Here is a 24,663-nt window from a genome sequence, read left to right as displayed (position 1 = left end):
ATGGGCTGACGAAACACCGGGCAGCCCTTCACTTCGGAAGGACAACGCTACTTAGACAGCACCATCCGCGACCGTCAAGCTGAAGCAAAAGAAAAAGCCCGGCGGGGTCGCCGGGGCTGAATTTCCAACACTCTGGGGCGGGTCTCGTTCGGGCCTCAACCCTGAACTTTGGTATATGTCCCCTCGCCTGCAAGAATACCTCGGAAACCTCCGGGCTCATCCAGACCAAAGACGATCAGAGGCAGGTTGTTGTCGCGCGCCAGCGCGATGGCTGACGCATCCATGACCCGCAACCGCTTGGCTAGAACGTCGTCATAGGTGACCGTGTCATAACGTACCGCGTCGGCATGTTGTTTGGGATCCTTGTCGTAAACGCCGTCGACACCGTTCTTGCCCATGAAAATCGCCTCACACGCCATTTCATTGGCGCGCAAGGTCGCCGCGGTGTCGGTGGTGAAATACGGGTTGCCGGTGCCGGCCGCAAAGATGCAAACCCTTTTCTTTTCAAGGTGTCGTACGGCGCGGCGGCGGATATACGGCTCGCACACTTCATCCATGCGAATGGCCGAAATGACCCGGGTGAACACCCCAATCTCCTCCAGGGCAGATTGCATACCCAGTGCGTTCATCACCGTGGCCAACATCCCCATATAGTCTGCTGTCGTCCGCTCCATACCCTGAGCAGATCCACTTAGGCCCCGGAAAATGTTTCCGCCACCGATAACCATACAAATCTCAACACCCAGATCGTGAACCGATTTCACCTCTTGCGCGATGCGTTGAACTGTCGGCGGGTGCAGGCCAAAGCCCTGATCCCCCATCAATGCCTCTCCTGAAATCTTCAACATGACACGTTTGTATGTGGTTTTCGGGGTTTCGGCAGTTTCAGAAGACAGGGAAAGGCTCATGTTGCGCTCCGGGCTGGCACGGGGTTAATTTCCGGCGCAAAATGAAGCAAAAGCTCCGCAGGTTCAATGCGGTTGGTGAGGATTGAGGCAACCGCATATGACCCGGCGATCAACAGACGCGATATTTCGGCAATTGCCCCCTATTACCTATGACAAACCTGTCCTGATTGCAGGGCCGACTGCATCCGGGAAATCAGCGCTGGCGCTGGAGATCGCCGAACGCCATGGCGGGGTCATCGTCAATGCAGATGCAAGTCAGGTTTATGATTGTTGGCGCGTGATTTCGGCCCGACCATCCGCCGAAGAAGAAGAACGCGCACCGCATCTGCTCTATGGTCACATCGCCTATGATCAGGATTATTCAGCCGGTCACTGGCTGCGAGAAGTGGTGCCACTGCTAACCGGGGGCCAGCGGCCAATCATTGTCGGCGGGACAGGATTGTATTTCTCGGCCCTGACCGAAGGCATGGCCGAAATTCCTGCGACCCCAGCGCAGGTGCGGGCCGAAGCAGACTTGCTGACCGTTGCCGAGCTGGTCGCCGGGGTCGACGAACAGACACTGTCTGGCCTGGATATGCAGAACCGCGCGCGCGTGCAGCGCGCTTGGGAAGTGCAGCGCGCCACTGGTCGCAGCCTGTTATCTTGGCAGGCCGATACGCCACCGCCAATTTTACGGCTGGATGATGCGGTTCCTATCGTTTTTGACGTCGACAAAACGTGGCTTCTGGATCGGATAGAACGCCGTTTTGATCAGATGCTGGAGCTGGGCGCAATCGACGAAGTACGCGCCATGCGGGATCGTTTCGACCCCGCTCTTCCCGCCTGCAAAGCCATTGGTGTGCCAGAGCTTATGGCCTATCTGGATGGAACACTGACTTTGGATCAGGCCCGTGAACGGGCCACAATCTCGACCCGGCAATTTGCCAAACGTCAACGCACGTGGTTTCGGGCAAGAATGAAAACATGGAATCACGTCGATTTCTCAAAGTGATATCTGGTGTTGTTCATTCCGCTGGATTTGATAGCGAAAGCAATTTGATCAACAGATAAAGAAGAAGTTTCTCGTCTTTTATCAGTAATTTGACATCGAAATTCCGCAAGAGGCTCCCCCTGCGGTGTGTCATATAGGTATATCCCTATCGAAATATCAACAATGCGGTAACGTCGTTTTTGTGCATTTTATGTCGATTCCGAACGTTGACGTTGAGTGATTTCTGGTGCCGAATGGCGGCATGGGGATGCACAGAGTCCAAAAACCGGAATCCTTCTTTCTTTCGACCGGACAAGCCCGCGTCGCTTAGAACAAGAACAAATCAACAAAATCAATGTCACAGGGAGACATTTATGACCAATACGGCAATCACCAACGACAAGGTGCACTGGGCGGCCGAGATGCACGCGCAGGAATACCGTGACGGCAAGCTTAGCCGCCGGGAATTTCTGGTCCGCGCGACGGCGCTGGGTGTCGCTGTACCGACGGCCTATGGTTTGATCGGTCTGCAATCGCCTGCGGCGGCACAAGAGCCGCAGCGCGGTGGTACCATCCGCTACCAGATGGAAGTGCGCGCGCTCAAAGATCCGCGAACCTATGACTGGACGCAAATTGCCACTTTCACAGCAGGCTGGCTGGAGTACCTAGTTGAATACAACAACGACGGCTCGTTCAAGCCAATGCTGCTGGAAAGCTGGGAAGCCAACGCCGACGCCACCGAATACACATTGAACGTTCGCAAGGGCGTAAAGTGGAACAATGGCGATGACTTCACAGCCGAAGACGTGGCCCGCAACATCGAAGGATGGTGTGACGCTGGTCTGGAAGGCAACTCGATGGCATCGCGTATGGCGTCGCTTATCGACGAAAGCACTCAGAAAGCTGCGGACGGCGCAATCACCGTTGTCGACTCCCATACTGTCAAACTGAAGTGCAACGCGCCTGACATCACGATCATCCCGGGCATGGCGGACTATCCCGCCGCAATCGTTCATAGCAGCTTCGATGCGAACGACATGCTTTCAAACCCGGTCGGCACAGGTTTCATGCTGCCTGACAGCCACGAAGTTGGTGTCAAAGGCGTGCTGGTGCGCAACGAAGGTTTCGACTGGTGGGGATATGAGGCTGGCAAAGGCGGCTATATCGACCGCATCGAGTTCATTGACTACGGCACTGACCCGGCTGCATTCCTTGCGGCTTATGAGGCCGAAGAGATCGACATGAACTGGGAATCTGTTGGCGAATTCGTCGACATCTTTGATGGCATTGGGCTTGTGCGCTCGGAAATCCCGTCAGGCTTCACCATCGTTATCCGCCCGAACCAGTTGGCCGAAGACGAAAACGGCAACAAGATCTACGGCGACAAGCGCGTTCGTCAGGCTTTGGCCATGGCGGTCGACAACGAGGTGTGTCTGGAGCTGGGCATGTCGGGCTACGGCATTCCAGCAGACAACTGCCACGTCGGGCCGATGCACCCTGAACATGACTCGGCCGTGACTCGTATCCCGTATGATCCCGCCGGGGCGAAAGCCCTGATGGACGAAGCGGGTATGGGTGATTTTGAGCACGAAGTGCAATCAATCGATGATGACTGGCGCCGTAACACCACAGCCGCGGTTGTAGCGCAGCTGAACGACGCGGGCATCAAGGCCAAGCATACAGTTCTGCCGGGATCGACCTTCTGGAACGACTGGACGAAATACGCCTTCTCGTCGACGAACTGGAACCACCGCCCATTGGGCACTCAGGTTCTGGCACTGGCCTATAAATCAGGAGTCGCATGGAACGAATCCGGTTTCGCCAATGCAGAGTTTGATGCGTTGCTGGCCGAGGCGAACTCGATCGCAGATGTCGACAAACGTCGTGAAGTGATGGCCAAACTGCAGGGGATCATGATCGACGAAGGTGTCACGATCCAGCCTTATTGGCGGACAGCGATGCGCCATCACCGCGACAATTTGGTGGGTGTCGAAAAGCATATCGCAGACCTGCCGCAGCTTTATAAGTTCGGCTTTACGTCCTGAGCCAAAACGCAAAAGGCCGCGCCACCCTGGCGCGGCCTCTTCGTCCTGAACGCGACGAACAAATAATAACAGCTAAGCGTGGTGTTCCTTGAAACCCGCGCTAGCCGACCCACAGGGGCAAATATGGGACTTTTCATTCTAAGGCGCGTTGGCATCATGCTGTTGACGGCATTGTGTTTGACTTTCCTGGTTTTCTTCTTAACCAACCTCTATCCGAACCTCGAGAAGCTGGCGAAAACGCAGGGCAACTTTCGGATGTCGGATGAACAGGTTGAGAGCTACCTGAGCAAAAATGGTTACCTCCAATCCACTCCGATAAAATACGGCGAATGGCTAGGTGTCCTGCCCTCTTATCGGTACACGAATGAAGACGGAACCGTTCAGGGAAGATGCATTCTGCCGGGCAAAACCGCCGAAGAATCTCCGAATTTCTGCGGAATCCTGCAAGGGTATTGGGGCTATTCGACTGTCTTCAAGGAAGAGGTTTCCACCGTTGTTGGGAACCGGTTGGCTCTGACTGGTCGTCTGATGCTCTGGGTCATGTTGCTGATGGTTCCGTCTGCGTTGATCCTTGGTGTTTTGGCAGGAATGAAAGAAGGATCTGCCACTGACAGGACGTTGTCGACCTTCGCCATCACAACGACGGCGACGCCGGAATATGTCTCGGGCGTGATCTTTATCGCGATCTTCACCTCATCCGCAGTTGGTTTGAAGTGGTTCAAAGGCACGGCCACGCAAGCGATGGAGAACCCGACCTTTGAGAACTTCTTCCTGCCGGTCCTGACCATTGCGCTTTATGGGATGGGCTATATTGCACGGATGACCCGCGCCTCGATGACCGAAGTGATGACGGCGCAATATATCCGCACCGCGCGCCTTAAGGGTGTCTCGTTCCCGAATATCGTCATGAAGCACGCGTTGCGTAACGCGCTGATCGCACCGTTCACCGTCATCATGCTGCAGTTCCCCTGGCTGCTGAATGGTGTAGTGATCGTCGAGACCCTGTTCAACTACAAGGGCTTCGGCTGGGCGCTGGTTCAGGCCGCAGGCAATAACGACATTCAGCTGTTGCTGGCGATTTCGGTCGTGTCGGTCTTTGTGGTGCTGGTGACCCAGCTGATTTCGGATATCGGCTATGTCTACCTCAACCCGCGCATCCGCATTTCTTAAGGAGGGTTAGATCATGGAACCACTTACCTGGACCGGCTCTATCGCCTTCCTGAACCCGCTTTTTGCCCTTGGCCTTGCGCTAATGGTCTTGTCAATTGCCGTCTGGATGCTGGCCAGCATCGTGCTGCCCGAAGACCAGATGACGGTGAACCCGGACGGTACGTTGAGCTCAAGCTCGGGCCTGCGGACACTGATACAACTTGCACTGCGCTACAGTTTCTTGGCCAGTGTCGGAATCGCGCTCGCCTATATCGTACTGGGCGTACTAATGGGCACAAGCGCCGGGATTATTGGCGCCATGTCCCAGCAGTTTTTGCCCGTATGGGTGTCGTTGATCATCCTTTATGCCATGTCGATCGCTTTCAAACGCAAGCTTGGCCTCTACGGCAAACTGTTTGACAGTCCCATCGGCATGATCGGCTTTGGCCTTGTAATGTTCTGGGTTTTCACCGGAGTATTCGGCGCGATGGATTTGATCGTCACGCATGACCCGCTGTCGCAGGTTTCGGGCATGAAGAACAAAGTGCCAGGTACGCCACTTTCAAATCTGGAGGACGGTCAATACGCCTGGTATCTGCTGGGTGGCGACAATCTGGCGCGCGATGTGTTCAGCCGCATGGTCAAAGGGGCATGGATTGTTGTTCAGATCGCCCCGCTTGCCACGATGTTTGCCTTCATGGTTGGCATCACGCTGGGTCTTCCGGCAGGCTATTATGGTGGTCGGCTGGATACTTTGCTGTCGTTCCTTGCGAACCTGATCCTGGCCTTCCCGGTGATCCTGCTGTTCTATCTGCTGGTCACGCCCGAGATCGTTGCGACCGGTGTACCGAACTATATGGCGGCCGTCTTGTTCGTATTCCCGATCATCTTCCTAGGTGTGCTGCTGAACTCACGCTACTATACCAGACCGAACTTCCGAACACCGCTGCTGATCGGAGTTTTGGGGGTAGCGGGTTGGTTCTACCTGTCTCTGATTTCGACCGGTGGCTACATCATCAATACCGACGCCTATCGTATCTGGGGGCTGCCGACCTATCTGGATCTGTTCGATATTCCAGGCGGTATTCTGGTGGTCTTTGTCTCGGTGGTCTTTGTGAATTCGCCGACCGTGTTCCGCATCGTGCGCGGACTGGCGCTGGACATCAAAACACGGGACTACGTGGCGGCAGCACAAACCCGTGGCGAAGGTCCGTGGTACATCATGTTGTGGGAAATCCTGCCCAACGCGCGTGGCCCGCTGATCGTCGATTTCTGCCTGCGCATTGGCTATACCACCATCCTTCTGGGAACCTTAGGTTTCTTTGGTCTGGGTCTGCCACCCGAAAGCCCGGACTGGGGGTCGACGATCAACGAGGGGCGCAAGCTTTTGTCGATCTACCTGCACCCTGCTCTGCCACCCGCGCTGGCCTTGTTGACGCTGGTTTTGGGTCTGAACCTGCTGGCCGACGGGTTGCGCGAAGAAAGCCTGAAAGACTGACGTGAAAGCAACCGGGGGGCCAGCCCCCCGGACCCCCCGAGATATTTTTAGCCAGATGAAGAGGATCCCCTCGATCTGGTGAGGAGATACAAGATGAGCAAGATGGCGGATTATGACGGCCCGATCCTTGAGATCGACAAGCTGTCGATTTCCTTCTTTACCCGCCTGCGGGAAATTCCGGCCGTGATGGATTTCTCTGTCAGTGTGCAACCGGGTGAAGCTGTTGGTCTGGTCGGTGAATCCGGCTGCGGCAAATCCACGGTAGCGCTGGGTGTCATGCAGGACCTTGGCAAAAACGGTCGCATCGTTGGTGGTACAATCAAGTTCAAGGGTCGTGATCTGGCGGAAATGAGTTCAGACGAATTGCGCGACATACGCGGCAATGAGATCGCGATGATCTATCAGGAGCCGATGGCCTCACTGAACCCGGCGATGAAGATCGGCAAGCAGCTGATGGAAGTGCCCATGATTCACGAGGGCGTCAGCGCGGAAGAAGCGTATTCGCGCGCGCTGGAAGTTGTCACCGATGTACGCTTGCCGGACCCCGAGCGAATGCTCAACTCGTTCCCGCACCAGCTGTCAGGCGGTCAACAGCAGCGCATCGTGATCGCGATGGCCTTGATGTCGAAACCGGCGCTGCTGATCCTTGACGAACCAACAACGGCACTTGACGTGACGGTTGAGGCTGCCGTGGTCGAGCTGGTGAAGGATCTGGGCAAGAAATACGGCACCTCGATGCTTTTCATTTCGCACAACCTCGGGCTGGTTCTGGAAACCTGTGACCGGCTTTGCGTGATGTATTCGGGTGAGGCGGTCGAGCGCGGCTCGATCAAGGATGTGTTTGACGAGATGCAGCATCCTTACACGCAAGCCCTGTTCCGGTCGATCCCGCTGCCGGGGGCCGACAAGAATTCGCGCCCGCTGGTGGCTATACCGGGGAACTTTCCCCTACCCCATGAGCGGCCCCCTGGTTGTAACTTTGGTCCGCGCTGCGACTATTTCGAAGAGGGTCGCTGTGACGCCAAGGACATCCTGATGGAGGCGGTGCCCGGAAATGACCGGCACCATACCCGTTGCCTTAAATTCAAAGAGATTGACTGGAACGCACCAATCACGGTGGGTGAACAGAAAGAGAAAGGTGAGATCGGCAGGGTCGTTCTGAAGATGGACAACCTCAAGAAATACTATGAGGTTGCAGCAAATGCCCTGTTCGGCGGTGGCGAAAAGAAGGTTGTGAAGGCAAACGAAACGCTCAGTTTCGAGGCGCATGAATCCGAGACATTGGCCATTGTGGGCGAATCCGGTTGCGGCAAGTCCACCTTTGCCAAAGTTCTCATGGGTCTTGAGACGGCCACGGACGGGCAGATTCTTCTGGACAACCGCAATATCGAACAGGTGCCCATAGAAGAGCGCGACGCAAAGACCGTTGGTGAAGTTCAGATGGTGTTTCAGAACCCGTTCGACACGCTGAACCCGTCGATGACCGTTGGGCGCCAGATCATCCGGGCATTGGAAATCTTCGGTGTTGGCAATTCCGAGGCCGAGCGCAAGAAGCGGATGCTGGAGCTGCTGGATCTGGTAAAACTGCCGCGCGCCTTTGCCGACAGGATGCCGCGTCAGCTGTCGGGTGGCCAGAAGCAGCGCGTAGGTATCGCGCGCGCCTTTGCTGGCGATGCGCGCATCGTGGTAGCCGACGAGCCCGTATCGGCGCTGGACGTTTCGGTGCAAGCTGCGGTGACCGACCTGCTGATGGAAATTCAGCGCGAGCACAAAACCACGTTGCTGTTCATCAGCCATGACCTTTCCATCGTGCGATACCTCAGCGACCGGGTAATGGTGATGTATCTGGGCCACGTGGTCGAGCTGGGCACAACTGATCAGGTTTTTGCACCCCCCTACCACCCTTATACCGAAGCGCTGCTGAGTGCTGTTCCCATCGCCGATACATCGGTCGAAAAGCAGCACATCGTACTTGAGGGTGATATCCCTTCGGCCATGAACCCACCACCGGGATGCCCGTTCCAGACACGGTGTCGCTGGAAATCCGAAGTGCCAGATGGGCGCTGTGAGTCGCATGTGCCGCCTGTGCAGACATTGGCCGAGGGGCATCAGGTGAAGTGCCACTTGTCCGAAGAGGTGCTGGCACGGATGCAGCCAGTAATCAAAGTCGCGGCCGAATAGGTTTGCGGATCTTCATTGGAAAGGGCCGGTCGTTGACCGGCCCTTTCTGTGAGCGCCGCGTTTCACGAGGAAACTGGCGGCGCCTGTGAGTGGTGGTTCCCTGTAAGACTCTCAGCCGGTCATGACATTGTTGCCGAAATGCATGAACTCCTGGTTCATACCAGCAATCTCTCCGGCCTCCAGTTTCAGGCTGGCACTGTCAAGCATCTGATAGCTTTGCTGTCCCTTTACCCACTCGTCTGCTGATTGCAGCGTGGTCAGCGTATAAGACGTGACTTCGTTCAGGTAATGAGTTGGGATAATGATCTTGGGCTTTAGCTTGGCCACGATGTCATTACCCTGATCGAAGCTCAGGATATGTTGCGACCCGTCTACCGGTAGGGTCAGAACATCGACCTGTCCGACGGCGTCCCAAAACTCCTGAGGCGGATTGTGGCGATTATCACCCCAGATCAGCGTACGAATGCCGCCTGTTTCCACCAGATAGACCACCATATCCATATGACCCACATTGTTCGGTGGGCAGGCTTCGACCCCAAACTCGGCCAGTGCATTGGTCCAGTTGTACCACCCCGGCGCCACGCAGGCATGTTTATCTGCAAAACCGGTGATCTTGATATCGGCGAACTCGAAATTGCCCACCATCCTGTCCAGCACCATGGTCGAGCTTGGTCGTTCGATCGCGTCGTGATCGAAATGCGCATGTGTCGACAAGGTAATGTCCACCGGGATCTGGGGGAATTCATTGCGGAACCAAAGCCCCCACGCGCCCGACGGGTCATCACGCCAGGGGTCGAACAGGACCGTTGCGCCGTTGGGCGAGGTGATCTTTATGGCGCAATGGCCATAATAGTCGATACCGACAACTCCGGCACTGGCCTGACCCGTCGATCCCTGCAGGTCGATCACGTGGTTATTGTTTCCTGGCTGCAACCAGGCTTGCGATTGCGCCTCGGCCGGTTTTGCCCCCAGCACTGAAGCTGTCGCGCCAACACCGGCAGCACCTGCCGCCATGAAAAATGACCGCCGAGACAGCCCCGGTGCCAGATGATCCCTGTCCCCTTTCAGGATGGTCGGTTTCAGATCCTTGCGATCCATATCTTTGTACCTCTCTGTTGGACGTGCGCCGTTTTTCCGCACCTCAACCCAGAGGGTAACAAGCCAAAGCACATCGGCTCAGACCGAAAAAATGGGGGTGAAATATGGGGGCAATCCCCATATTCGGCATTCACGAAATCGAGAGCAAATGACTGCGCAGGTTTTGATCCCGTCCCTCAAGTCCTAGTTTTCGACGAATGTTGTTGCGGTGAAAATCGATTGTCGACGTCTCTCGGGACAGGGCCTTGGCAATGTCCTTTGTGGTTTTCCCAAACATGACCATCTGTGCAATTTCCATTTCGGTCGGGGTCATTGCCGCGAAAGCATCCGTCAACTTGTCAGACAGCGAAGATGTGATCTCGTTCAGGTTCTTTTCGGCCAGCTCAAGATAGACAAATTGCGCCTCGTCGCCGGAAAGCTGCGCCCGAACCTTTTCAAGATACGGCAAAACTCTGCTTCGAACCTGCTCGACGATTTCGTGATCCCGGTTCTTGCGGTCATCGTCGAGACTTGAGAGCAATACGCGCAACGCTGTGTTCGTCTCCTGCAACTCTCGGGTTCGATCCGAAACACGCGTTTCAAGCTGGGCAAGTGTTTCGTTCAGTTTCTCCTCCAACGCGCGTCTCAGATAAACCTCTTGCAACAAAGCCAAATCCGACTCGACCATGCGCGCGAACTGCGCCAGCCCCTCTCGGAACAACAAGGCCCGCCGGTTCTGTTTACGGTCCAGAACACAGATTGTGCCAAACACCGAGCCATCGGGCCATTTCAGCGGTAAGCCGATGTAAAAGGTCATTCCGTGTTCCAGGTCGTCGTTGTCCGCCCAAACCGGATCACATTTGGCGTCCTCGACCACCAATTCTCCGTCACGCTCCAGAACACCCTGGCAATATAGCTTGGGGTTCAACTGGAAACTCAGACCGACCGGATATGGATTCTCGGGGTGATCGGATGTGATCAAAACCGCATGATCCGGCGCGTCGGTTTTCATGATCAGGCTTGCGGGCACGTCGGCCAGTTCTGCGACCAGATCAACAAGTTGCTGCCAGTTTGCCAGCGTTTCTTTGGGAATCTGCGGGTGATCAGCAGGCATAAGGGGCCTCACCAGTTACTGGGCGATACCCTGTCAGGTTAGTTGGAGGCGTTACACTGAATCAAGAATACGACACTCTGCGGCGCAGCATCGGTTTCAGCCGCCCCAGATAACCTTCACGTAGTTCTGGGTTTCCTTGTACGGCGGGATACCACCATGCTTTTCAACCGCATCAGGCCCCGCGTTATAGGCCGCCAGCGCCAAAGGCCACGATTTGAACTTGCGGTATTGCCAAGACAGATATCTGGCACCGCCTTCGAGGTTTTGCTTGGGATCATGCGGGTTTACGCCCAAAAGCTCGGCCGTTTGTGGCATAAGCTGCGCCAATCCCAACGCACCTTTATGTGACTTCGCCTGTGGGTTCCAACCACTTTCCTGCTGCACGAGACGCAAAAACAGATCTTCAGGGATGTTGTGAAGGCGGGCAACACGCCGCGCGATTTCCAGATATTCTCCGCGATATTTTCCTGAATATCGTTTGCTGACCTGATCGCGCGTTGTTTTGGGTTTCAGCCGGGCCGAGTCGCGGTACTGGGTTGCCGCACGAGAATCCAGAACCTTCGCCTGTTTAAGGAAAATATCCTTGCGGCTTTTGCTGGACAATGTTTGTGCCTGCACCGGCGCAACGGCCAATACAAGGCAGGCAACGGAAAACCCAGCAACCCAAGAACGCATCTTTGCTTATCCTGCTCGATCAAAACCAGTGGGAGTATAGGTATTCCCGCAAAAAATGAAAGCTTGGTAAATAGTACAGTAAGACTCTTGTTCGACAGTGTTGTATCAACTGTTTTCAACCATGATGCAGGCCGTATAGGGTCTCACCAAACTCATTGCGCCAGATTCGGCGCATTTACGCAGAACAGAACGAGGATTTACATGGCGGGTTCAGTCAACAAGGTCATTCTGGTGGGAAATCTTGGCCGCGACCCCGAAGTCCGGTCGTTCCAGAACGGTGGCAAAGTGTGCAACCTGCGCATTGCCACCTCGGAAAACTGGAAAGACCGCAACACGGGTGAACGTCGTGAACGGACAGAGTGGCATTCGGTTGCTATCTTCTCGGAACCGCTGGCCCGCATCGCCGAGCAATATCTGCGCAAGGGCAGCAAGGTTTATATCGAAGGCCAGCTGGAAACCCGCAAATGGCAGGATCAGTCCGGTCAGGATCGGTACACGACCGAGGTTGTCCTGCGCCCTTATCGCGGGGAACTGACCCTGTTGGACGGTCGTAGTGAAGGCGGTGGCGGCAGCGGCGGCGGTTATGGTGGCGGCCAGGCCGGTGGCGGTTACGGTGACCCCTATGGCGGTCCATCCAGCTCTCCGGCGCCCGCATCGGGCGGAATCGACGACGACGAGATTCCGTTCTAAGTAAAACGGAGAAACAACATGACATGGTCCTTCTCTCTCGGCCGATTGCTCGGGTCCGAACTGAGGGTCCATGTCACCTTTTTTCTGCTGCTCGCTTGGGTCGGTTTTGCCGCTTTCTCAGCCGGTGGAATGCCAGCCGCGATTGAGAACCTTCTCTTTGTTCTGGCGCTGTTTGCCTGCGTTGTCGCGCATGAGTTCGGTCACGCCCTTGTGGCGCGGCGCTATGGCATCAAAACCCCCGACATCACCCTTCTGCCCATCGGCGGCCTGGCCCGGCTTGAGAGAATGCCGGAAAAACCGATGCAAGAGGTTCTGGTGGCGCTTGCGGGCCCGGCAGTGAATATCGCTATCTTCATTGGCCTTGCCGTGCTTGGCGCAGGGATGCCGCTTGAGACCCTCGCGCAATTGGAGTCACCAAATGTGAGGATTGTGGACAAGCTGGCCTATATCAATCTGCTCTTGGCCATCTTCAACTTGATCCCGGCATTCCCAATGGACGGAGGCCGCGTCTTTCGCGCCCTACTGTGTTTACGCATGAATCGTGTCAAAGCCACCCGAATTGCAGCCGTTGGTGGCCAGGTTGTCGCCATCGGGTTTGGATTTCTAGGGCTGAGCTCTGGCAATCCAATTCTTGTATTGATCGCCGTATTTGTGTTCTTTGCGGCCAATGCAGAAAGCCAGGAAGTCGCTTTGCGATCCGCGGTCCGCCGCGTTCTGGCCCGTGACGCGATGATCACCGAATTTCATGCCCTATCCCCCAGCGATACGCTGAGCACAGCTGCGCAAGCCGTCATTCACACCACTCAGCACGAGTTTCCGGTACTGGACTCAAATCATACTTTGCTGGGTTTTGTGACACGCGATCGCCTGTTCACTGCCCTGGCAAGCGACCAGCCCAGAACTGCGCCCGCGACCTCGATCATGGATGCCAACGTTCCCGCAGTCTTGCTGACAACCGGCCTTGAGGACGTGCTGGAACACCTGCACAATGGGGCGCCAGCCATTGCAGTTCTGACCCATGGCGGTCACATGATCGGTTACATAACCCGCGAAAACATTGGCGAGCTGATGGTTATTCAGGGCCGTTAATCCCCTGCGTCACACCGGGGCTAGCGCGTCCGACAGAACCGACAATACCGTATCCTTCGGCACATCCGAGGTCACAAAAGCCTGACCAATTCCGCGGGCCAGGATAAACCGCAGCTGGCCGTCCACGACCTTTTTGTCCTGCCCCATCAGATCCACCAGCGCCTCGGCACTTGGCAAGTCACCGGGAATATCAGCCAGGTCCGTTTTCATGCCCATCGCCCGCAGATGCGCGCGTACCCGGCTTGGGTCTTCTTGCGAACACAGGCCAAGGCGGGACGAAAGCTCGAACGCAAGTGCACAGCCGATGGCCACGCCCTCGCCATGCAAAAGACGGTCGGAATAACCTGTGGCGGCCTCCAAGGCATGGCAGAAGGTGTGCCCCAGATTCAGCAGGGCGCGGTCACCTTGTTCGGTTTCATCCCGAGCCACAATATCGGCTTTCATCTGAACCGAGCGGGTTACCGCACGCACACGTGCGGCCATGTCGCCCGAGGAGACGCTTTGCCCGTTCACCTCAAGCCATTCAAAGAATTCCGCATCCCCAAGCAAGCCGTATTTCACCACCTCGCCATACCCTGAAAGAAAGTCCCTCTGGGTCATGGACTGCAACACAGATGTATCTGCCAGAACCAGCGATGGCTGATGAAAAGCGCCGATCAGGTTCTTCCCCTGAGGGGCGTTGATCCCTGTTTTCCCCCCGACAGAGCTGTCGACCTGCGCCAGCAAAGACGTGGGGATTTGCACGAACCGAACGCCTCGGCGCAGGACGGCCGCGGCAAAGCCTGCAAGATCACCAATTACCCCACCACCAAGGGCCACAACAACGTCGCTGCGTTCAACCTTTTCAGCCAACAGCCACTCAACCGCGCGTTCAAAATGTGGCCAGCTTTTTGTTGCCTCTCCGGCGGGTAAGGCCAGCGCGGACATTTCGGTCCCGGTGGCTTTCAGACCCGCACGCAGCGTTTCCAGATGCAGATCAGCGACACTTTCATCTGTCAGGACGGCCACCTTAGGACGCGCCAATAGCGGTGCAATCCAATCGCCCGCGCGCGCCAGAAGATCCGGACCGATTTCTACGTCATACGACCGGTCCCCAAGTTCAACGTGTACTGTTTGATGCATTATCTGATTTCCAAAACATCAGGGCGCGCCAACAAGGCGTCGACAACCCGGTCCACCATATTCTCGATCGAAGTTTCGCCATCCGAATCCACGATCAGATCCGCCTCGGCGTAAACCGGAACACGCGCCTCGTAGAGGGCTTTCAATGTCGCATAAGGATCGGCAGTACGAAGCAGCGGGCGCGTGTCCTTGTGGCGGACACGGCTCCACAGAACTTTCAGGTCTGCCCGCAGCCAGACCGACGCACCCCGCATGGTGATCATACGCCGGTTGTCAGGCTGAAGAAACGCCCCGCCACCCGTTGAAAGTACGCCTTTTTTGTCATCCAGCAGGCGGCTGATAACCTGTGATTCTTTGGTGCGAAAAAAAGGTTCCCCGTCCCGCTCAAAGATTTCGGGGATGGTCATGTTGGCGGCTGATTCGATTTCAGCATCACTATCCAGAAAGGGAACACCCAGACGCGCGGCCAAAGCGCGGCCCACGGCTGTCTTACCAGCCCCCATCATCCCCACCAGAACCACGGTTTTGTGCAGATCAAACCGGGTCTGCGCGTCCGCTGAGTGCGTGTTATGCTTAATTTCGCTCATTTCACCGTGAATGACGTGATCTTGGGAAAAATGCCAGTTATAACTTGGTCAAAATCAAAAATTGAGGCAGCGTGACGCCATGAGCCGTCTGATCAAATTCCTGATATATGTTCTGTGCCTGGCATTCATCGGGCTGGTCGCCTATGCCTATGTCGGTCCATTCTTTGGTGCGGATTTCTCTGCGCCTCAAAGTGAAATTCGCGAGCCGGTTGCACTGGATGTCAACTAAGCAACTGCTTTTGGCAATCACACTGGCCGGGTCGGCACATGCGCAGGAACCTTTATCCGCCATCGAATGGCTGACAGACCCGCCGGAAAACCTGCCGGGAACCGTTCTGCTGGAACCACCGGTTACGCAAGATGGCGCATTGCCGGAAATTGAGGTGACTTCGCTTGAGGCACTGTCGCAGCCGCTGGGCCTTGTTTCGTCCTCTGTCACCGGTCTGCCCGTCGACCTTTGGCAGGGCAGCGATGCGGATCGCCTGGCCGAACTGATCGCCGACGTCCACGTGCGTGACAACCCGGCCATGCAGCGATTGTTGTTCACGCTGCTCTTGTCTGAAACCCGCGCGCCGTCAGGGCCTCTGGCCGAAGAAATCCTTTTGCTTGCACGGCTGGACCGATTGATGCAACTGGGCGCTGCTGATCCGGCGCAGTCGCTTGTTCAATTGGCCGGGCCCACTGACACGCAGGACCGTTTCAAGCGCTGGTTCGATGCGACGCTCTTGACCGGGGATGAGGATCGTAGCTGTACCGCCCTTATTGCTGAACCGCATCTTTCGCGGGACTATGCGGCTCAGATCTTCTGCAAGGCCCGCCGCGGGGATTGGGTTTCAGCCGCGCTGACACTTGAGGCAGCGCATGCGCTTGAAATCCTTCCACCAGAGGATCTGGCGGTTCTGGACCGTTTCCTCAGCCCGGAACTGTATGAAGGCGCAGCTTACCTGCCGCAGCCGGAAAACCCTGATCCCCTGACGTTCCGTTTGTTTGAGGCAATTGGCGAACGGCTTCCCTCCGCTCCGCTGCCACGGGCGTTTGCCAATGCGGATCTGCGCGATGTCGCAGGTTGGAAGGCACAGATTGAAGCAGCGGAGCGGCTGACCCGAATTGGCGCATTAACCCCCAATCAGCTGCTGGGTCTTTATACTGAGCGTGATCCAGCAGCCTCAGGTGCTGTCTGGGACCGGGTTGCTGCCGTTCAGCGATTTGAAAGCGCGTTGGACACCGGGAACGCGGAAGCGATAGGAAAGACTTTGCAGCCGGTCTGGCAACAGATGCGTGGTGTCGGGCTTGAGGTTCCGTTTGCCGAACTGTTCGCCGAGCGCTTGTCATCTGTCACATTGCCGGTTGCCACCACCGAAAGCCTGCGCTGGCGTATTCTGATGCTGTCCGGGCTTTACGAACAGGCCGCCTTGTCAACACCTGACACATCCAACGACACCCAGTTTCTTGCCGCTTTGGCACAAGGCGATCCCGGGCGCGCGGTGTCCCCGTCCCCTTTGGCTGATGCCGTCGCTCAGGGGTTTGAATGGGCAGCGCCTGTGCCAGGCGACATTGATGCGTTGCTGGCCAACGGTCAATTGGGCGAAGCCATTATTGAAGCCATGCAATTGTTTGCACATGGCGCGCGGGGCAATCTGGTGGATATGACAGCGGCAATTGCAACATTCCGGCGCGTTGGGCTGGAGGACACCGCGCGACGTGCGGCCCTGTCCCTTTTGATCCTGCAAGAGCGTTGATCATGGGCTCTCCGGCATCAGATGCACTGTGGATTTCAACGTTCTTGCAGGCGCAGGCGGCAGAGCTTGGCGCTGCGACCAATACGCTGCTGGCCTATGGGCGCGACCTGAAAGATTTTACCGAATGGCTGGACCGCAAGAAATCCGGATTTGATCAGGCAGATCGCGACCTGATCGAAGCCTACCTGATCGACTGCGATGCACAGGGCTTGTCACGTTCGACCCGCGCGCGGCGTTTGTCTGCTATAAAACAGCTGTACCGGTTTGCCTTTGAGGAAGGCTGGCGCGCGACCAATCCTGCCATTCAGATCAAAGGTCCCGGCCGGCAGAAACGGTTGCCCAAGACGCTGGATGTGCCCGAAGTTGATCGTTTACTGGAGGCCGCCAGACAAACCGGGCGAACCGAAGCTGACAGGCTAAGAAACACCTGCCTGATGGAAGTTTTGTACGCCACAGGAATGCGGGTGACTGAACTTGTCTCCCTGCCAGTCTCCTCGGCCCGTGGCGATCCCCGGATGCTGCTGGTGCTGGGCAAAGGGGGGAAGGAGCGAATGGTCCCCCTGTCGCCCCCGGCCCGGGATGCGCTGGCCGCGTGGCTGACCGCGCGGGACGAGGCCGAGGATCTGGCCGCGGAAAAAGGCGCTCAACGCTCGCGCTTTCTGTTCCCATCACGCGGTAAGTCCGGTCATCTGACACGGCACAGGTTCTTTTTGCTGGTGAAAGAGCTGGCTGTACGCGGCGGTGTTTCTTCTGAAAAAGTCACGCCACACACGCTGCGCCATGCATTCGCTACGCATCTGCTGGCCAATGGTGCTGATCTGAGATCGATCCAGACGTTATTGGGTCATGCAGACGTGGCGACGACCGAAATCTATACGCATGTTCTGGATGAACGTCTGGCGGAACTGGTGTTGCAACATCACCCGCTGAGCAAAGACCGCAATGAGGACAAAGGCTAAGACCTTGATCCAGCGGAGCGACGTCCCCATAACGGATGCAGTACACTAACCTATCAAGGACCAATGGAACCCTTACCTTCTATGATCGACGGCGCATTCTGGTTTACGACCGGCGCTATCCTGTTCCTGCTTATCCTGTCCGGATTTTTCTCGGGCTCGGAAACGGCGCTGACCGCCTCATCTAGGGGAAAACTGCGCGCTCAGGCCGACAAGGGATCACGCGGGGCTAAAAAGGCGCTGGAAATCACCGACGACAACGAACGTCTGATCGGGTCGGTTCTGCTGGGCAACAACCTCGTCAACATTCTTGCCGCGTCACTGGCGACGGCGTTGTTCACACGTCTTTTTGGCGAAAGCGGCGTGGCATTGGCGACGCTGGTCATGACCTTTCTGGTGCTAATCTTTGCCGAAGTTTTGCCGAAAACATACGCCATCACCAATTCCGAAAAGGCCGCTGCGGCCGTTGCGCCGATCATCAGCGTGGTCGTGACGGTGTTTTCGCCTGTCGTCGCAGCCGTGCGATTGCTGGTGCGTGGCGTATTGCGCTTGTTCGGAGTTCAGATCGATCCGGACAGCAACATTCTGGCCGTGCGCGAAGAAATCGCAGGCGCCCTGCAACTGGGCCATTCAGAAGGTGTTGTTGAAAAAGAAGATCGCGACCGCATCCTCGGCGCGCTGGATCTGGGCGACCGCACGGTGGAAGAGATCATGCTTCACCGTTCCAACATCGAGATGATCGATGCGAACGCCCCACCCGAAGCTATCCTGAGGCAATGCCTTGAAAGCCCTCACACTCGTCTGCCTGTTTTCAGGGACGAGCAGGAGAACATTGTTGGCGTTGTTCACGCCAAGGATTTGTTCCGCGCGATGTATGCGCAGGCTGGCAGCAGTGACGGCGGCACCGACCGTCTGGCCAGCTTTGACATCGGCAAAGTCGCGAATGCCCCTTATTTCGTTCCAGAGACCACAACTCTGGATGACCAGATGCGCGAGTTTCTGCGAATGCACGGTCATTTTGCGCTAGTGGTGGACGAATACGGCTCATTGCGTGGACTGATCACGCTTGAGGATATTCTGGAAGAAATCGTGGGCGAAATCGCCGATGAGTTCGATATCGCCGAAGAGGTGCCGGTCGTGCGGACGGATGATGGCCAATTCCTTGTCGAAGGCGCTATGACCATTCGCGATGTCAATCGTGCGCTGGACTGGTCGCTACCGGATGAAGAAGCCAACACTCTTGCTGGTCTGGTCATCCACGAAGCCCAGATGATCCCGGTTGTTGGGCAAGTGTTTTCGTTCCATGGCTTCCGGTTCGAGGTTACAGCACGCGAAGGCAATCGTATCACAGCCCTGAAAGTGCGGCCCTTATAGGGTTTGGACGCCAGACAAAAACGACGCGCTCTGTCGCTCGTATGACAGAATGCTTTATCGTTGATCTGCACCGTCCTACCAGAGATGGAGGAGCAGATGAAAAACACATGCCAGGTGGCCGTCATCGGTGGCGGCGTTGTCGGATGTTCGGTTCTTTATCACCTGACCAAGCTCGGGTGGTCGGACGTCATGTTGCTGGAACGGTCCGAACTGACCAGCGGATCGACCTGGCATGCGGCAGGCGGGTTTCACACCCTCAACGGCGACACCAACATGGCGGCGCTACAGGGATACACGATCAGGCTGTATAAAGAACTGGAACAGATCACCGGCATGTCCTGCGGCCTGCACCATGTGGGCGGTGTGACACTTGCCGACAATCAGGACCGGTTTGATATGCTGCTGGCGGAACGCGCCAAGCATCGGTTCATGGGGCTTGAGACAGAAATCGTCGGCCCGGAAGAAATCAAAAAGATCGCGCCCATTACAAATATCGACGGAATTATCGGTGCTCTTTACGATCCGCTGGATGGACATTTGGACCCCTCAGGCACCACCCATGCCTATGCCAAGGCCGCGCGAATGGGCGGTGCCACAATTGAAACCCATTGTATGGTGCGTGAAACCAACCAGCGCCCCGATGGAAGCTGGGATGTCGTCACCGACAAGGGCACAATCCATGCCGAACACATTGTTAATGCAGGCGGGCTTTGGGCACGTGAAGTTGGCGCCATGGCCGGTGTCTATTTTCCCCTGCACCCGATGGAGCATCAATATCTTGTCACCGACGCGATCCCACAGATCGAAGCAATTATCGATGCGGGTGGCGAGCATCCGCACGTCATGGATCCGGCAGGTGAAAGCTATTTAAGGCAGGAAGGGCGTGGCCTGTGCATCGGGTTCTACGAACAGCCCTGCAAGCCCTGGGCAGTAGACGGCACCCCTTGGGATTTCGGGCACGAGTTGCTGCCCGATGACTATGAAAAGATCACCGACAGTATCGAATTCGCGTATCGCCGCTTTCCTGTGCTGGCTGAGGCTGGGATAAAATCGGTGATCCATGGGCCGTTTACCTTTGCCCCTGATGGCAACCCGCTGGTCGGCCCTGTACCCGGATTGCGCAACTACTGGTCGGCCTGCGGTGTCATGGCCGGGTTCAGTCAGGGTGGCGGCGTTGGCCTGACGCTGGCGCAGTGGATGATCGAAGGCGAGCCCGAGCGCGATGTGTTTGCCATGGATGTTGCCCGCTTCGGAGACTGGATCAGCCCAGGTTACACCCGCCCCAAAGTCATCGAGAATTATCAGAAACGCTTCAGCGTCGCCTATCCGAACGAAGAACTGCCTGCCGCGCGCCCCAACCGCACAACACCAATGTATGACATCTTCAGCGAGCTGGGCGCGGTCTGGGGGCAGCAATACGGCCTTGAGGTCCCAAACTATTTTGCTCAGGAAGATGAGCCGGGGTTTGAAACGCCATCCTTCCGCCGCTCGAACGCGTTCGCGGCGACAAGGCGCGAAGTGCGGGCGGTGCGTGAAGCTGTGGGTATCAACGAAGTCCACAATTTCGGCAAATACCGCATCACCGGACCCGATGCTCGGAACTGGCTGGACCGGATCATGGCTGGCCGCATTCCGAAACCCGGTCGGCTGTCTTTGACCCCGATGCTGTCGCACAAGGGCAAGCTAATCGGTGATTTCACCGTTTCCTGCCTGACTGACACCGACTTCCAGCTTACGGCGTCTTATGGCAGTCAGGCCTTCCACATGCGGTGGTTCCAGCAAAACGCTCAGGACGGCGTGAGGATTGAAAACGTCAGCGACCGGTTGAACGGCTTCCAGATTGCCGGCCCGAAGGCAACGCAGGTTCTGGCAGCCTGCACCCGAGACGACTTGGCCGATTTCAACTTCCTGAACGTGCGCCGGATGACTGTCGGCATGACCGACTGTATCGTTCAGCGTGTCAGCTATACGGGTGATCTTGGTTACGAAATCTATTGCGACCCCTTAGCGCAGCGTCAGCTTTGGTGGACGCTGTGGGAGGCCGGACAACCCCACGGCATTGTTCCGTTCGGAATGCGCGCAATGATGAGCCTGCGGCTAGACAAGTTCTTTGGCTCATGGATGCGGGAATATTCGCCAGATTACACCGCCGCAGAAACGGGGTTGGACCGGTTCATTGCTTTCAACAAAAGCACCCGTTTCATCGGCCGCGATACAGCGGAAGCAGAACGGGCCAACGGAACCACCCGCCAGCTGGCAGCCTTCGAAGTTGAAACATACGATGCAGACGTCAACGCCTATGAACCGATCTGGCTGGATGGTTCGGTTGTCGGGTTCTGTACCTCGGGCGGCTACTCTCATTTTGCGCAAAAATCCGTCGCCATGGGCTTTCTTCCGTCCGGGCGCATAGAAGATGGTCTGGAGGTTGAAATCGAGATTCTGGGGCAGATGCGCAAAGCGAAGGTTATCTCGACACCTTTGTTTGACTCAGATGGCACACGCATGAGGGGATGACAGCACACATGACTGACGGCAGTGAGGCACAATGACCGAAATCCCAATCATCCTGCTTGCCGCCGGTCAATCCAGTCGTATGGGCGGGTTGGACAAGCTTTTGCAGCAAATCGACGGCATTCCACTGCTGACCCGTACGGCGACCCTTGCGCGTGGTGTGGCGCCTGTCCTTGTCGCCCTGCCACCGCGTCCACACCCAAGATATGACGCACTTGCGGGACTGGATGTTCAGACCGTTCCGGTTCCGGACGCGGCAGAGGGAATGAACGCCAGTTTGCGCACCGCCATAGAATACCTTCCTGTAGACGCACCCGCAGTCATGGTTTTGCTGGCCGACTTACCTGACCTGACCCAGGCTGATCTGAGAACGATCTTGAATGCACGTCAATTACATCCCGACAATGTAATCTGGCGCGGAACAACCGCAGATGGAAAGCCCGGGCACCCGGTGATCTTCGATCGGACGCTTTTCAGTCAGCTCTTGGTATTGCACGGCGATCACGGCGCGCAGACGGTGGTTCGGTCACAACAGGGTGGCGTATTCCTGCAACCACTTCCCGGTCAAAACGCGGTTTTGGATTTGGATACGCCGGAAGATTGGGATGCTTGGTGTAAGAAGCGCACTTCTTGAATAAACACGGCCCGGTCGATATCGACCGGGCCGGTGCCCAATACAGGACTACCACTTTCCACAATTCCAAAAGTTTGACCAATAGGTCTTAAAGACACTCTGGTTCCCTAGCAGCTAAACCTAAACAAGACCCCCTCGTTAACACGCCGCTAAAACTTCCGGTAACTGAGTTAGCCGCCAGCGCCCCCTAGCGCTTTTGGCTTCCCCTCACTTGGGCAATTTCATCCTCACCTATCCGATCTTTAGAAACAACGTAAAATTGGAAGAATAGGTTAATTTCGCGCACCTCGATTTGGCTTTTAGGCAACATAGCCCCAGGGCTTGCTCAACCTATAGGCGATCCAAGTCCGGTGCGCATATCAACGATTCGGGATTAAGCGCAAACTTATGCACCCATTCAGCTGCCTGTCAGCAAAGTTACAGCGTCAAGTCCGATGACTCCCGGACTCGCCCACAACCATTGGAAGAGCAGCATTTTTCCCCACTGTTCAGTGAAAGCATTGTCAACAAAACAATGAAAATTCAACTTTTTTGAAAGTTTGACGTCTGTTTTGGCAACAATCCTCCGATTCGCCTTCGACCTACCCGGTTAAATCAGCGAATCCTGATCAACGTCCTTCGCCACAAAACACCCGCTTTGTGGCAAAATTAAGATTTATTAATTGATCAGTCAGGAAACCCCAATCCTGCCAGTGCATCTCATGTCTCAACGCGCAACGGAAATTGCGTGATCAAACCAGGAGACAGAAATGAGCATCCGAAAATCTTCGCTTTTACTTCCCCGCACATCCAACTGGATGGGGGTCAGCGCATTGGGCGCAGCCATGCTGGCCACAACCGCTTTACCTTCGATGGCGGATGAGGCGCTTGCCGATCTTGTCGAATCCGTTTCCCCTTCGGTTGTAACCATCATTGCCGAACAAAAGGCCGCCTCAAGCCCCGCACAGGGGCAGAATTTTGATTTCGACGGTCATCCGTTTGGGGAATTCTTCAAGCGCTTTGGTGGGCCTGAAGGGTTCAACATGCCTCAACGCGGGCCGGCACAAGGGCTCGGGTCAGGGTTTGTACTGGATGAAGCCGGTTATATCGTCACCAATCACCATGTGGTGGACAATGCCGCGACTGTAACCGTTCGCCTAAGTGATGACCGGACATTTGAGGCCGAGGTGGTTGGCACCGACCCGCTGACAGACATCGCAGTGTTGAAGATTGATGCAGGCCCGGGCCTGCAAGCTGTCGAACTGGGTGACAGCGATGCAATCCGCGTAGGCGAAGATGTCGTAGCGATCGGCAACCCGTTTGGTTTGAGCTCGACGGTCACTACCGGCATTGTATCGGCGAAAGGTCGCAATATCTCGGACGGGCCTTATGCCGAGTTCATTCAAACGGACGCCGCCATCAACAAGGGCAACTCTGGTGGCCCGCTTTTCAACATGGCCGGCGAAGTGATTGGTGTAAACTCGGCCATATATTCCCCCAGTGGCGGATCTGTCGGGCTGGGATTTGCCGTAACCTCGAACATCGTTGAACATATTGCAGCCGATCTGCAGGATGATGGGCAGGTCAGCCGTGGTTGGCTGGGTGTTTCGATCCAGAATATCAGCCCGCAGCTTGCTGCGGCGCTGGGAATTGATGCCTCCTCGGGTGCACTGGTGGCAGATGTTGTCGCCGACAGCCCCGCAGACGGAGTTCTGGAACAAGGCGATGTTATCCTGTCCTTCAACGGCGAAGCCGTAGACTCCAGTGGTGACCTGCCCATTCTGGTGGGCACAACCAAGGTCGGCACCGCCAGTAATTTGACCATTCTGCGCGATGGCAAACAGGAAACGGTCACTTTGACCGTTGGCCAGCATCAGGTAGCGGCGGCCCAGTCCGACACCCCTGTCGAATCCGAGGCGGCAGGCACGTCGCTTGGTGTCACCGTGGCCCCCCTGACCGAAACGGTGCGGGCCGAGGCAGGTATCGCTAAAGCCGTCGAAGGTGTGGTCGTCACAGACCTGCAACCGGACAGCCCTGCGGCTCGGGCGGGTCTGCAACGTGGTGACGTGATCGTCAAACTGGGCAACCAAGACACGTTCACACCCGAAGCGCTGAAGGCGGCACTGGACAGCGAAAAGACGGACCCGGCACTGGTATTGATCAATCGGGCCGGCAGCCAGATCTTCGTTGCCGTCGAATTGGTCTGACCAACACTATGCGCGCGTCGCTTGATGGGGAGATCCGGCGCGCGCCTCACCCGGCGGACCTGAGTTGTCCGCTGTCCGTCGGGCTTGCCGGGTGCGTGCCCAGCACCCGGCAAGATATTCTGCATTCCATGGGCTTTGTTTGGATAATGTGTTTAAAT

General features: G+C 56.4%; 20 protein-coding genes. 14 read left to right on the top strand and 6 right to left on the bottom strand.

The features are described 5' to 3' along the window. Window positions 1-155: 155 nt before the first annotated feature. Complete coding sequence (gene pyrH, locus ACR0M3_RS00615) at window positions 156-908, bottom strand: UMP kinase (RefSeq protein WP_480909225.1); 753 nt, start codon at window positions 906-908, stop codon at window positions 156-158. A gap of 97 nt (window positions 909-1,005) precedes the next feature. On the opposite strand from pyrH, the gene miaA reads away from it, so the two are divergent. The 5 genes from miaA to ACR0M3_RS00590 all read left to right on the top strand — a co-directional run bounded on the left by miaA (window position 1,006) and on the right by ACR0M3_RS00590 (window position 8,751). Continuing rightward, the gene (miaA, locus tag ACR0M3_RS00610; protein WP_480909222.1) at window positions 1,006-1,899 is read left to right on the top strand and encodes a tRNA (adenosine(37)-N6)-dimethylallyltransferase MiaA; all 894 of its coding nucleotides are present in this window, start codon (window positions 1,006-1,008) and stop codon (window positions 1,897-1,899) included. 353 nt (window positions 1,900-2,252) lie between these two features. Further along, window positions 2,253-3,923, top strand: coding sequence for an ABC transporter substrate-binding protein (locus ACR0M3_RS00605; protein WP_480537709.1), 1,671 nt, complete (start codon window positions 2,253-2,255; stop codon window positions 3,921-3,923). A 123-nt stretch (window positions 3,924-4,046) separates the two neighbouring features. Beyond that, window positions 4,047-5,093 (top strand): ABC transporter permease, encoded by a 1,047-nt coding sequence (locus tag ACR0M3_RS00600; protein ID WP_209504113.1) that lies wholly within the window; start codon window positions 4,047-4,049, stop codon window positions 5,091-5,093. 13 nt (window positions 5,094-5,106) lie between these two features. Next, window positions 5,107-6,570: an ABC transporter permease gene (locus ACR0M3_RS00595; protein ID WP_209504114.1), complete on the top strand. Its 1,464-nt coding sequence runs from the start codon at window positions 5,107-5,109 to the stop codon at window positions 6,568-6,570. Window positions 6,571-6,663: 93 nt separating this feature from the next. Further along, complete coding sequence (locus ACR0M3_RS00590) at window positions 6,664-8,751, top strand: ABC transporter ATP-binding protein (protein WP_267363907.1); 2,088 nt, start codon at window positions 6,664-6,666, stop codon at window positions 8,749-8,751. Between the two features lie 111 nt (window positions 8,752-8,862). Here ACR0M3_RS00590 and ACR0M3_RS00585 read toward each other — a convergent pair whose 3' ends face one another. The 3 genes from ACR0M3_RS00585 to ACR0M3_RS00575 form a co-directional block, all read right to left on the bottom strand. Beyond that, window positions 8,863-9,849, bottom strand: coding sequence for an MBL fold metallo-hydrolase (locus tag ACR0M3_RS00585; protein ID WP_480537707.1), 987 nt, complete (start codon window positions 9,847-9,849; stop codon window positions 8,863-8,865). Window positions 9,850-9,979: 130 nt separating this feature from the next. Then, window positions 9,980-10,942, bottom strand: a complete 963-nt coding sequence (locus tag ACR0M3_RS00580) for a LuxR C-terminal-related transcriptional regulator (protein WP_267363905.1) — start codon at window positions 10,940-10,942, stop codon at window positions 9,980-9,982. 96 nt (window positions 10,943-11,038) lie between these two features. Further along, window positions 11,039-11,617, bottom strand: coding sequence for a lytic transglycosylase domain-containing protein (locus tag ACR0M3_RS00575; RefSeq protein ID WP_267363904.1), 579 nt, complete (start codon window positions 11,615-11,617; stop codon window positions 11,039-11,041). 201 nt (window positions 11,618-11,818) lie between these two features. Between ACR0M3_RS00575 and ssb the strand changes: the two genes are divergently transcribed. Together ssb and ACR0M3_RS00565 are read left to right on the top strand one after the other, a co-directional pair. Beyond that, on the top strand, window positions 11,819-12,307 hold the full coding sequence (ssb, locus tag ACR0M3_RS00570; protein WP_209504119.1) for a single-stranded DNA-binding protein: 489 nt from the start codon (window positions 11,819-11,821) through the stop codon (window positions 12,305-12,307). A gap of 18 nt (window positions 12,308-12,325) precedes the next feature. Next, a complete protein-coding gene (locus ACR0M3_RS00565) occupies window positions 12,326-13,396 on the top strand; it encodes a site-2 protease family protein (RefSeq protein WP_480909220.1) in 1,071 nt (356 codons plus the stop codon). A gap of 9 nt (window positions 13,397-13,405) precedes the next feature. On the opposite strand, the gene aroB is transcribed toward ACR0M3_RS00565, so the two are convergent. Together aroB and ACR0M3_RS00555 are read right to left on the bottom strand one after the other, a co-directional pair. Further along, window positions 13,406-14,518 carry a 3-dehydroquinate synthase gene (gene aroB, locus ACR0M3_RS00560; protein WP_480909217.1) on the bottom strand — a complete coding sequence of 371 codons (1,113 nt, stop codon included), beginning with the start codon at window positions 14,516-14,518 and terminating at the stop codon, window positions 13,406-13,408. After that, window positions 14,518-15,105, bottom strand: coding sequence for a shikimate kinase (locus ACR0M3_RS00555; RefSeq protein WP_480909214.1), 588 nt, complete (start codon window positions 15,103-15,105; stop codon window positions 14,518-14,520). The genes aroB and ACR0M3_RS00555 overlap by 1 nt, the downstream gene beginning before the upstream one ends. Before the next feature lie 79 nt (window positions 15,106-15,184). Here ACR0M3_RS00555 and ACR0M3_RS00550 point away from each other — a divergent pair, with 79 nt between their 5' ends. The 7 genes from ACR0M3_RS00550 to ACR0M3_RS00520 all read left to right on the top strand — a co-directional run bounded on the left by ACR0M3_RS00550 (window position 15,185) and on the right by ACR0M3_RS00520 (window position 24,505). Continuing rightward, window positions 15,185-15,334 (top strand): hypothetical protein, encoded by a 150-nt coding sequence (locus tag ACR0M3_RS00550; RefSeq protein ID WP_209504123.1) that lies wholly within the window; start codon window positions 15,185-15,187, stop codon window positions 15,332-15,334. After that, window positions 15,324-16,844, top strand: coding sequence for a hypothetical protein (locus tag ACR0M3_RS00545; protein WP_480481231.1), 1,521 nt, complete (start codon window positions 15,324-15,326; stop codon window positions 16,842-16,844). Before ACR0M3_RS00550 ends, ACR0M3_RS00545 begins: the two co-directional genes overlap by 11 nt. A 2-nt stretch (window positions 16,845-16,846) precedes the next feature. Beyond that, window positions 16,847-17,803 carry a site-specific tyrosine recombinase XerD gene (locus ACR0M3_RS00540; protein ID WP_480909211.1) on the top strand — a complete coding sequence of 319 codons (957 nt, stop codon included), beginning with the start codon at window positions 16,847-16,849 and terminating at the stop codon, window positions 17,801-17,803. Between the two features lie 63 nt (window positions 17,804-17,866). After that, a complete protein-coding gene (locus ACR0M3_RS00535) occupies window positions 17,867-19,174 on the top strand; it encodes an HlyC/CorC family transporter (RefSeq protein ID WP_480505427.1) in 1,308 nt (435 codons plus the stop codon). A gap of 96 nt (window positions 19,175-19,270) precedes the next feature. Continuing rightward, a complete protein-coding gene (locus tag ACR0M3_RS00530) occupies window positions 19,271-21,688 on the top strand; it encodes a GcvT family protein (protein WP_480909208.1) in 2,418 nt (805 codons plus the stop codon). A 31-nt stretch (window positions 21,689-21,719) separates the two neighbouring features. Continuing rightward, entirely contained in the window at window positions 21,720-22,319 is a 600-nt protein-coding gene (locus ACR0M3_RS00525; protein WP_480565052.1) for a nucleotidyltransferase family protein, read from the top strand. Between the two features lie 749 nt (window positions 22,320-23,068). Beyond that, complete coding sequence (locus ACR0M3_RS00520) at window positions 23,069-24,505, top strand: DegQ family serine endoprotease (protein WP_480772614.1); 1,437 nt, start codon at window positions 23,069-23,071, stop codon at window positions 24,503-24,505. Window positions 24,506-24,663: the final 158 nt, after the last annotated feature.

The organism is Ruegeria sp. O5 (genome assembly GCF_056535105.1).
Note: the sequence above shows the minus strand (reverse complement) of the source record. Positions and strands in the feature narration are given on the sequence as shown.

What these genes read in the sequence shown, in the direction of transcription:
- ACR0M3_RS00600 (WP_209504113.1), top strand. Translation starts at nt 4,047, where the DNA reads ATGGGACTTTTCATTCTAAGGCGCGTTGGCATCATGCTGTTGACGGCA.
- ACR0M3_RS00565 (WP_480909220.1), top strand. Translation starts at nt 12,326, where the DNA reads ATGACATGGTCCTTCTCTCTCGGCCGATTGCTCGGGTCCGAACTGAGG.
- pyrH (WP_480909225.1), bottom strand. Translation starts at nt 908, where the DNA reads ATGAGCCTTTCCCTGTCTTCTGAAACTGCCGAAACCCCGAAAACCACA.
- ssb (WP_209504119.1), top strand. Translation starts at nt 11,819, where the DNA reads ATGGCGGGTTCAGTCAACAAGGTCATTCTGGTGGGAAATCTTGGCCGC.
- ACR0M3_RS00580 (WP_267363905.1), bottom strand. Translation starts at nt 10,942, where the DNA reads ATGCCTGCTGATCACCCGCAGATTCCCAAAGAAACGCTGGCAAACTGG.
- ACR0M3_RS00585 (WP_480537707.1), bottom strand. Translation starts at nt 9,849, where the DNA reads ATGGATCGCAAGGATCTGAAACCGACCATCCTGAAAGGGGACAGGGAT.
- ACR0M3_RS00530 (WP_480909208.1), top strand. Translation starts at nt 19,271, where the DNA reads ATGAAAAACACATGCCAGGTGGCCGTCATCGGTGGCGGCGTTGTCGGA.
- ACR0M3_RS00545 (WP_480481231.1), top strand. Translation starts at nt 15,324, where the DNA reads ATGTCAACTAAGCAACTGCTTTTGGCAATCACACTGGCCGGGTCGGCA.
- ACR0M3_RS00520 (WP_480772614.1), top strand. Translation starts at nt 23,069, where the DNA reads ATGAGCATCCGAAAATCTTCGCTTTTACTTCCCCGCACATCCAACTGG.
- ACR0M3_RS00550 (WP_209504123.1), top strand. Translation starts at nt 15,185, where the DNA reads ATGAGCCGTCTGATCAAATTCCTGATATATGTTCTGTGCCTGGCATTC.
- ACR0M3_RS00590 (WP_267363907.1), top strand. Translation starts at nt 6,664, where the DNA reads ATGAGCAAGATGGCGGATTATGACGGCCCGATCCTTGAGATCGACAAG.
- ACR0M3_RS00535 (WP_480505427.1), top strand. Translation starts at nt 17,867, where the DNA reads ATGGAACCCTTACCTTCTATGATCGACGGCGCATTCTGGTTTACGACC.
- ACR0M3_RS00575 (WP_267363904.1), bottom strand. Translation starts at nt 11,617, where the DNA reads ATGCGTTCTTGGGTTGCTGGGTTTTCCGTTGCCTGCCTTGTATTGGCC.
- aroB (WP_480909217.1), bottom strand. Translation starts at nt 14,518, where the DNA reads ATGCATCAAACAGTACACGTTGAACTTGGGGACCGGTCGTATGACGTA.
- miaA (WP_480909222.1), top strand. Translation starts at nt 1,006, where the DNA reads ATGACCCGGCGATCAACAGACGCGATATTTCGGCAATTGCCCCCTATT.
- ACR0M3_RS00540 (WP_480909211.1), top strand. Translation starts at nt 16,847, where the DNA reads ATGGGCTCTCCGGCATCAGATGCACTGTGGATTTCAACGTTCTTGCAG.
- ACR0M3_RS00595 (WP_209504114.1), top strand. Translation starts at nt 5,107, where the DNA reads ATGGAACCACTTACCTGGACCGGCTCTATCGCCTTCCTGAACCCGCTT.
- ACR0M3_RS00605 (WP_480537709.1), top strand. Translation starts at nt 2,253, where the DNA reads ATGACCAATACGGCAATCACCAACGACAAGGTGCACTGGGCGGCCGAG.
- ACR0M3_RS00525 (WP_480565052.1), top strand. Translation starts at nt 21,720, where the DNA reads ATGACCGAAATCCCAATCATCCTGCTTGCCGCCGGTCAATCCAGTCGT.
- ACR0M3_RS00555 (WP_480909214.1), bottom strand. Translation starts at nt 15,105, where the DNA reads ATGAGCGAAATTAAGCATAACACGCACTCAGCGGACGCGCAGACCCGG.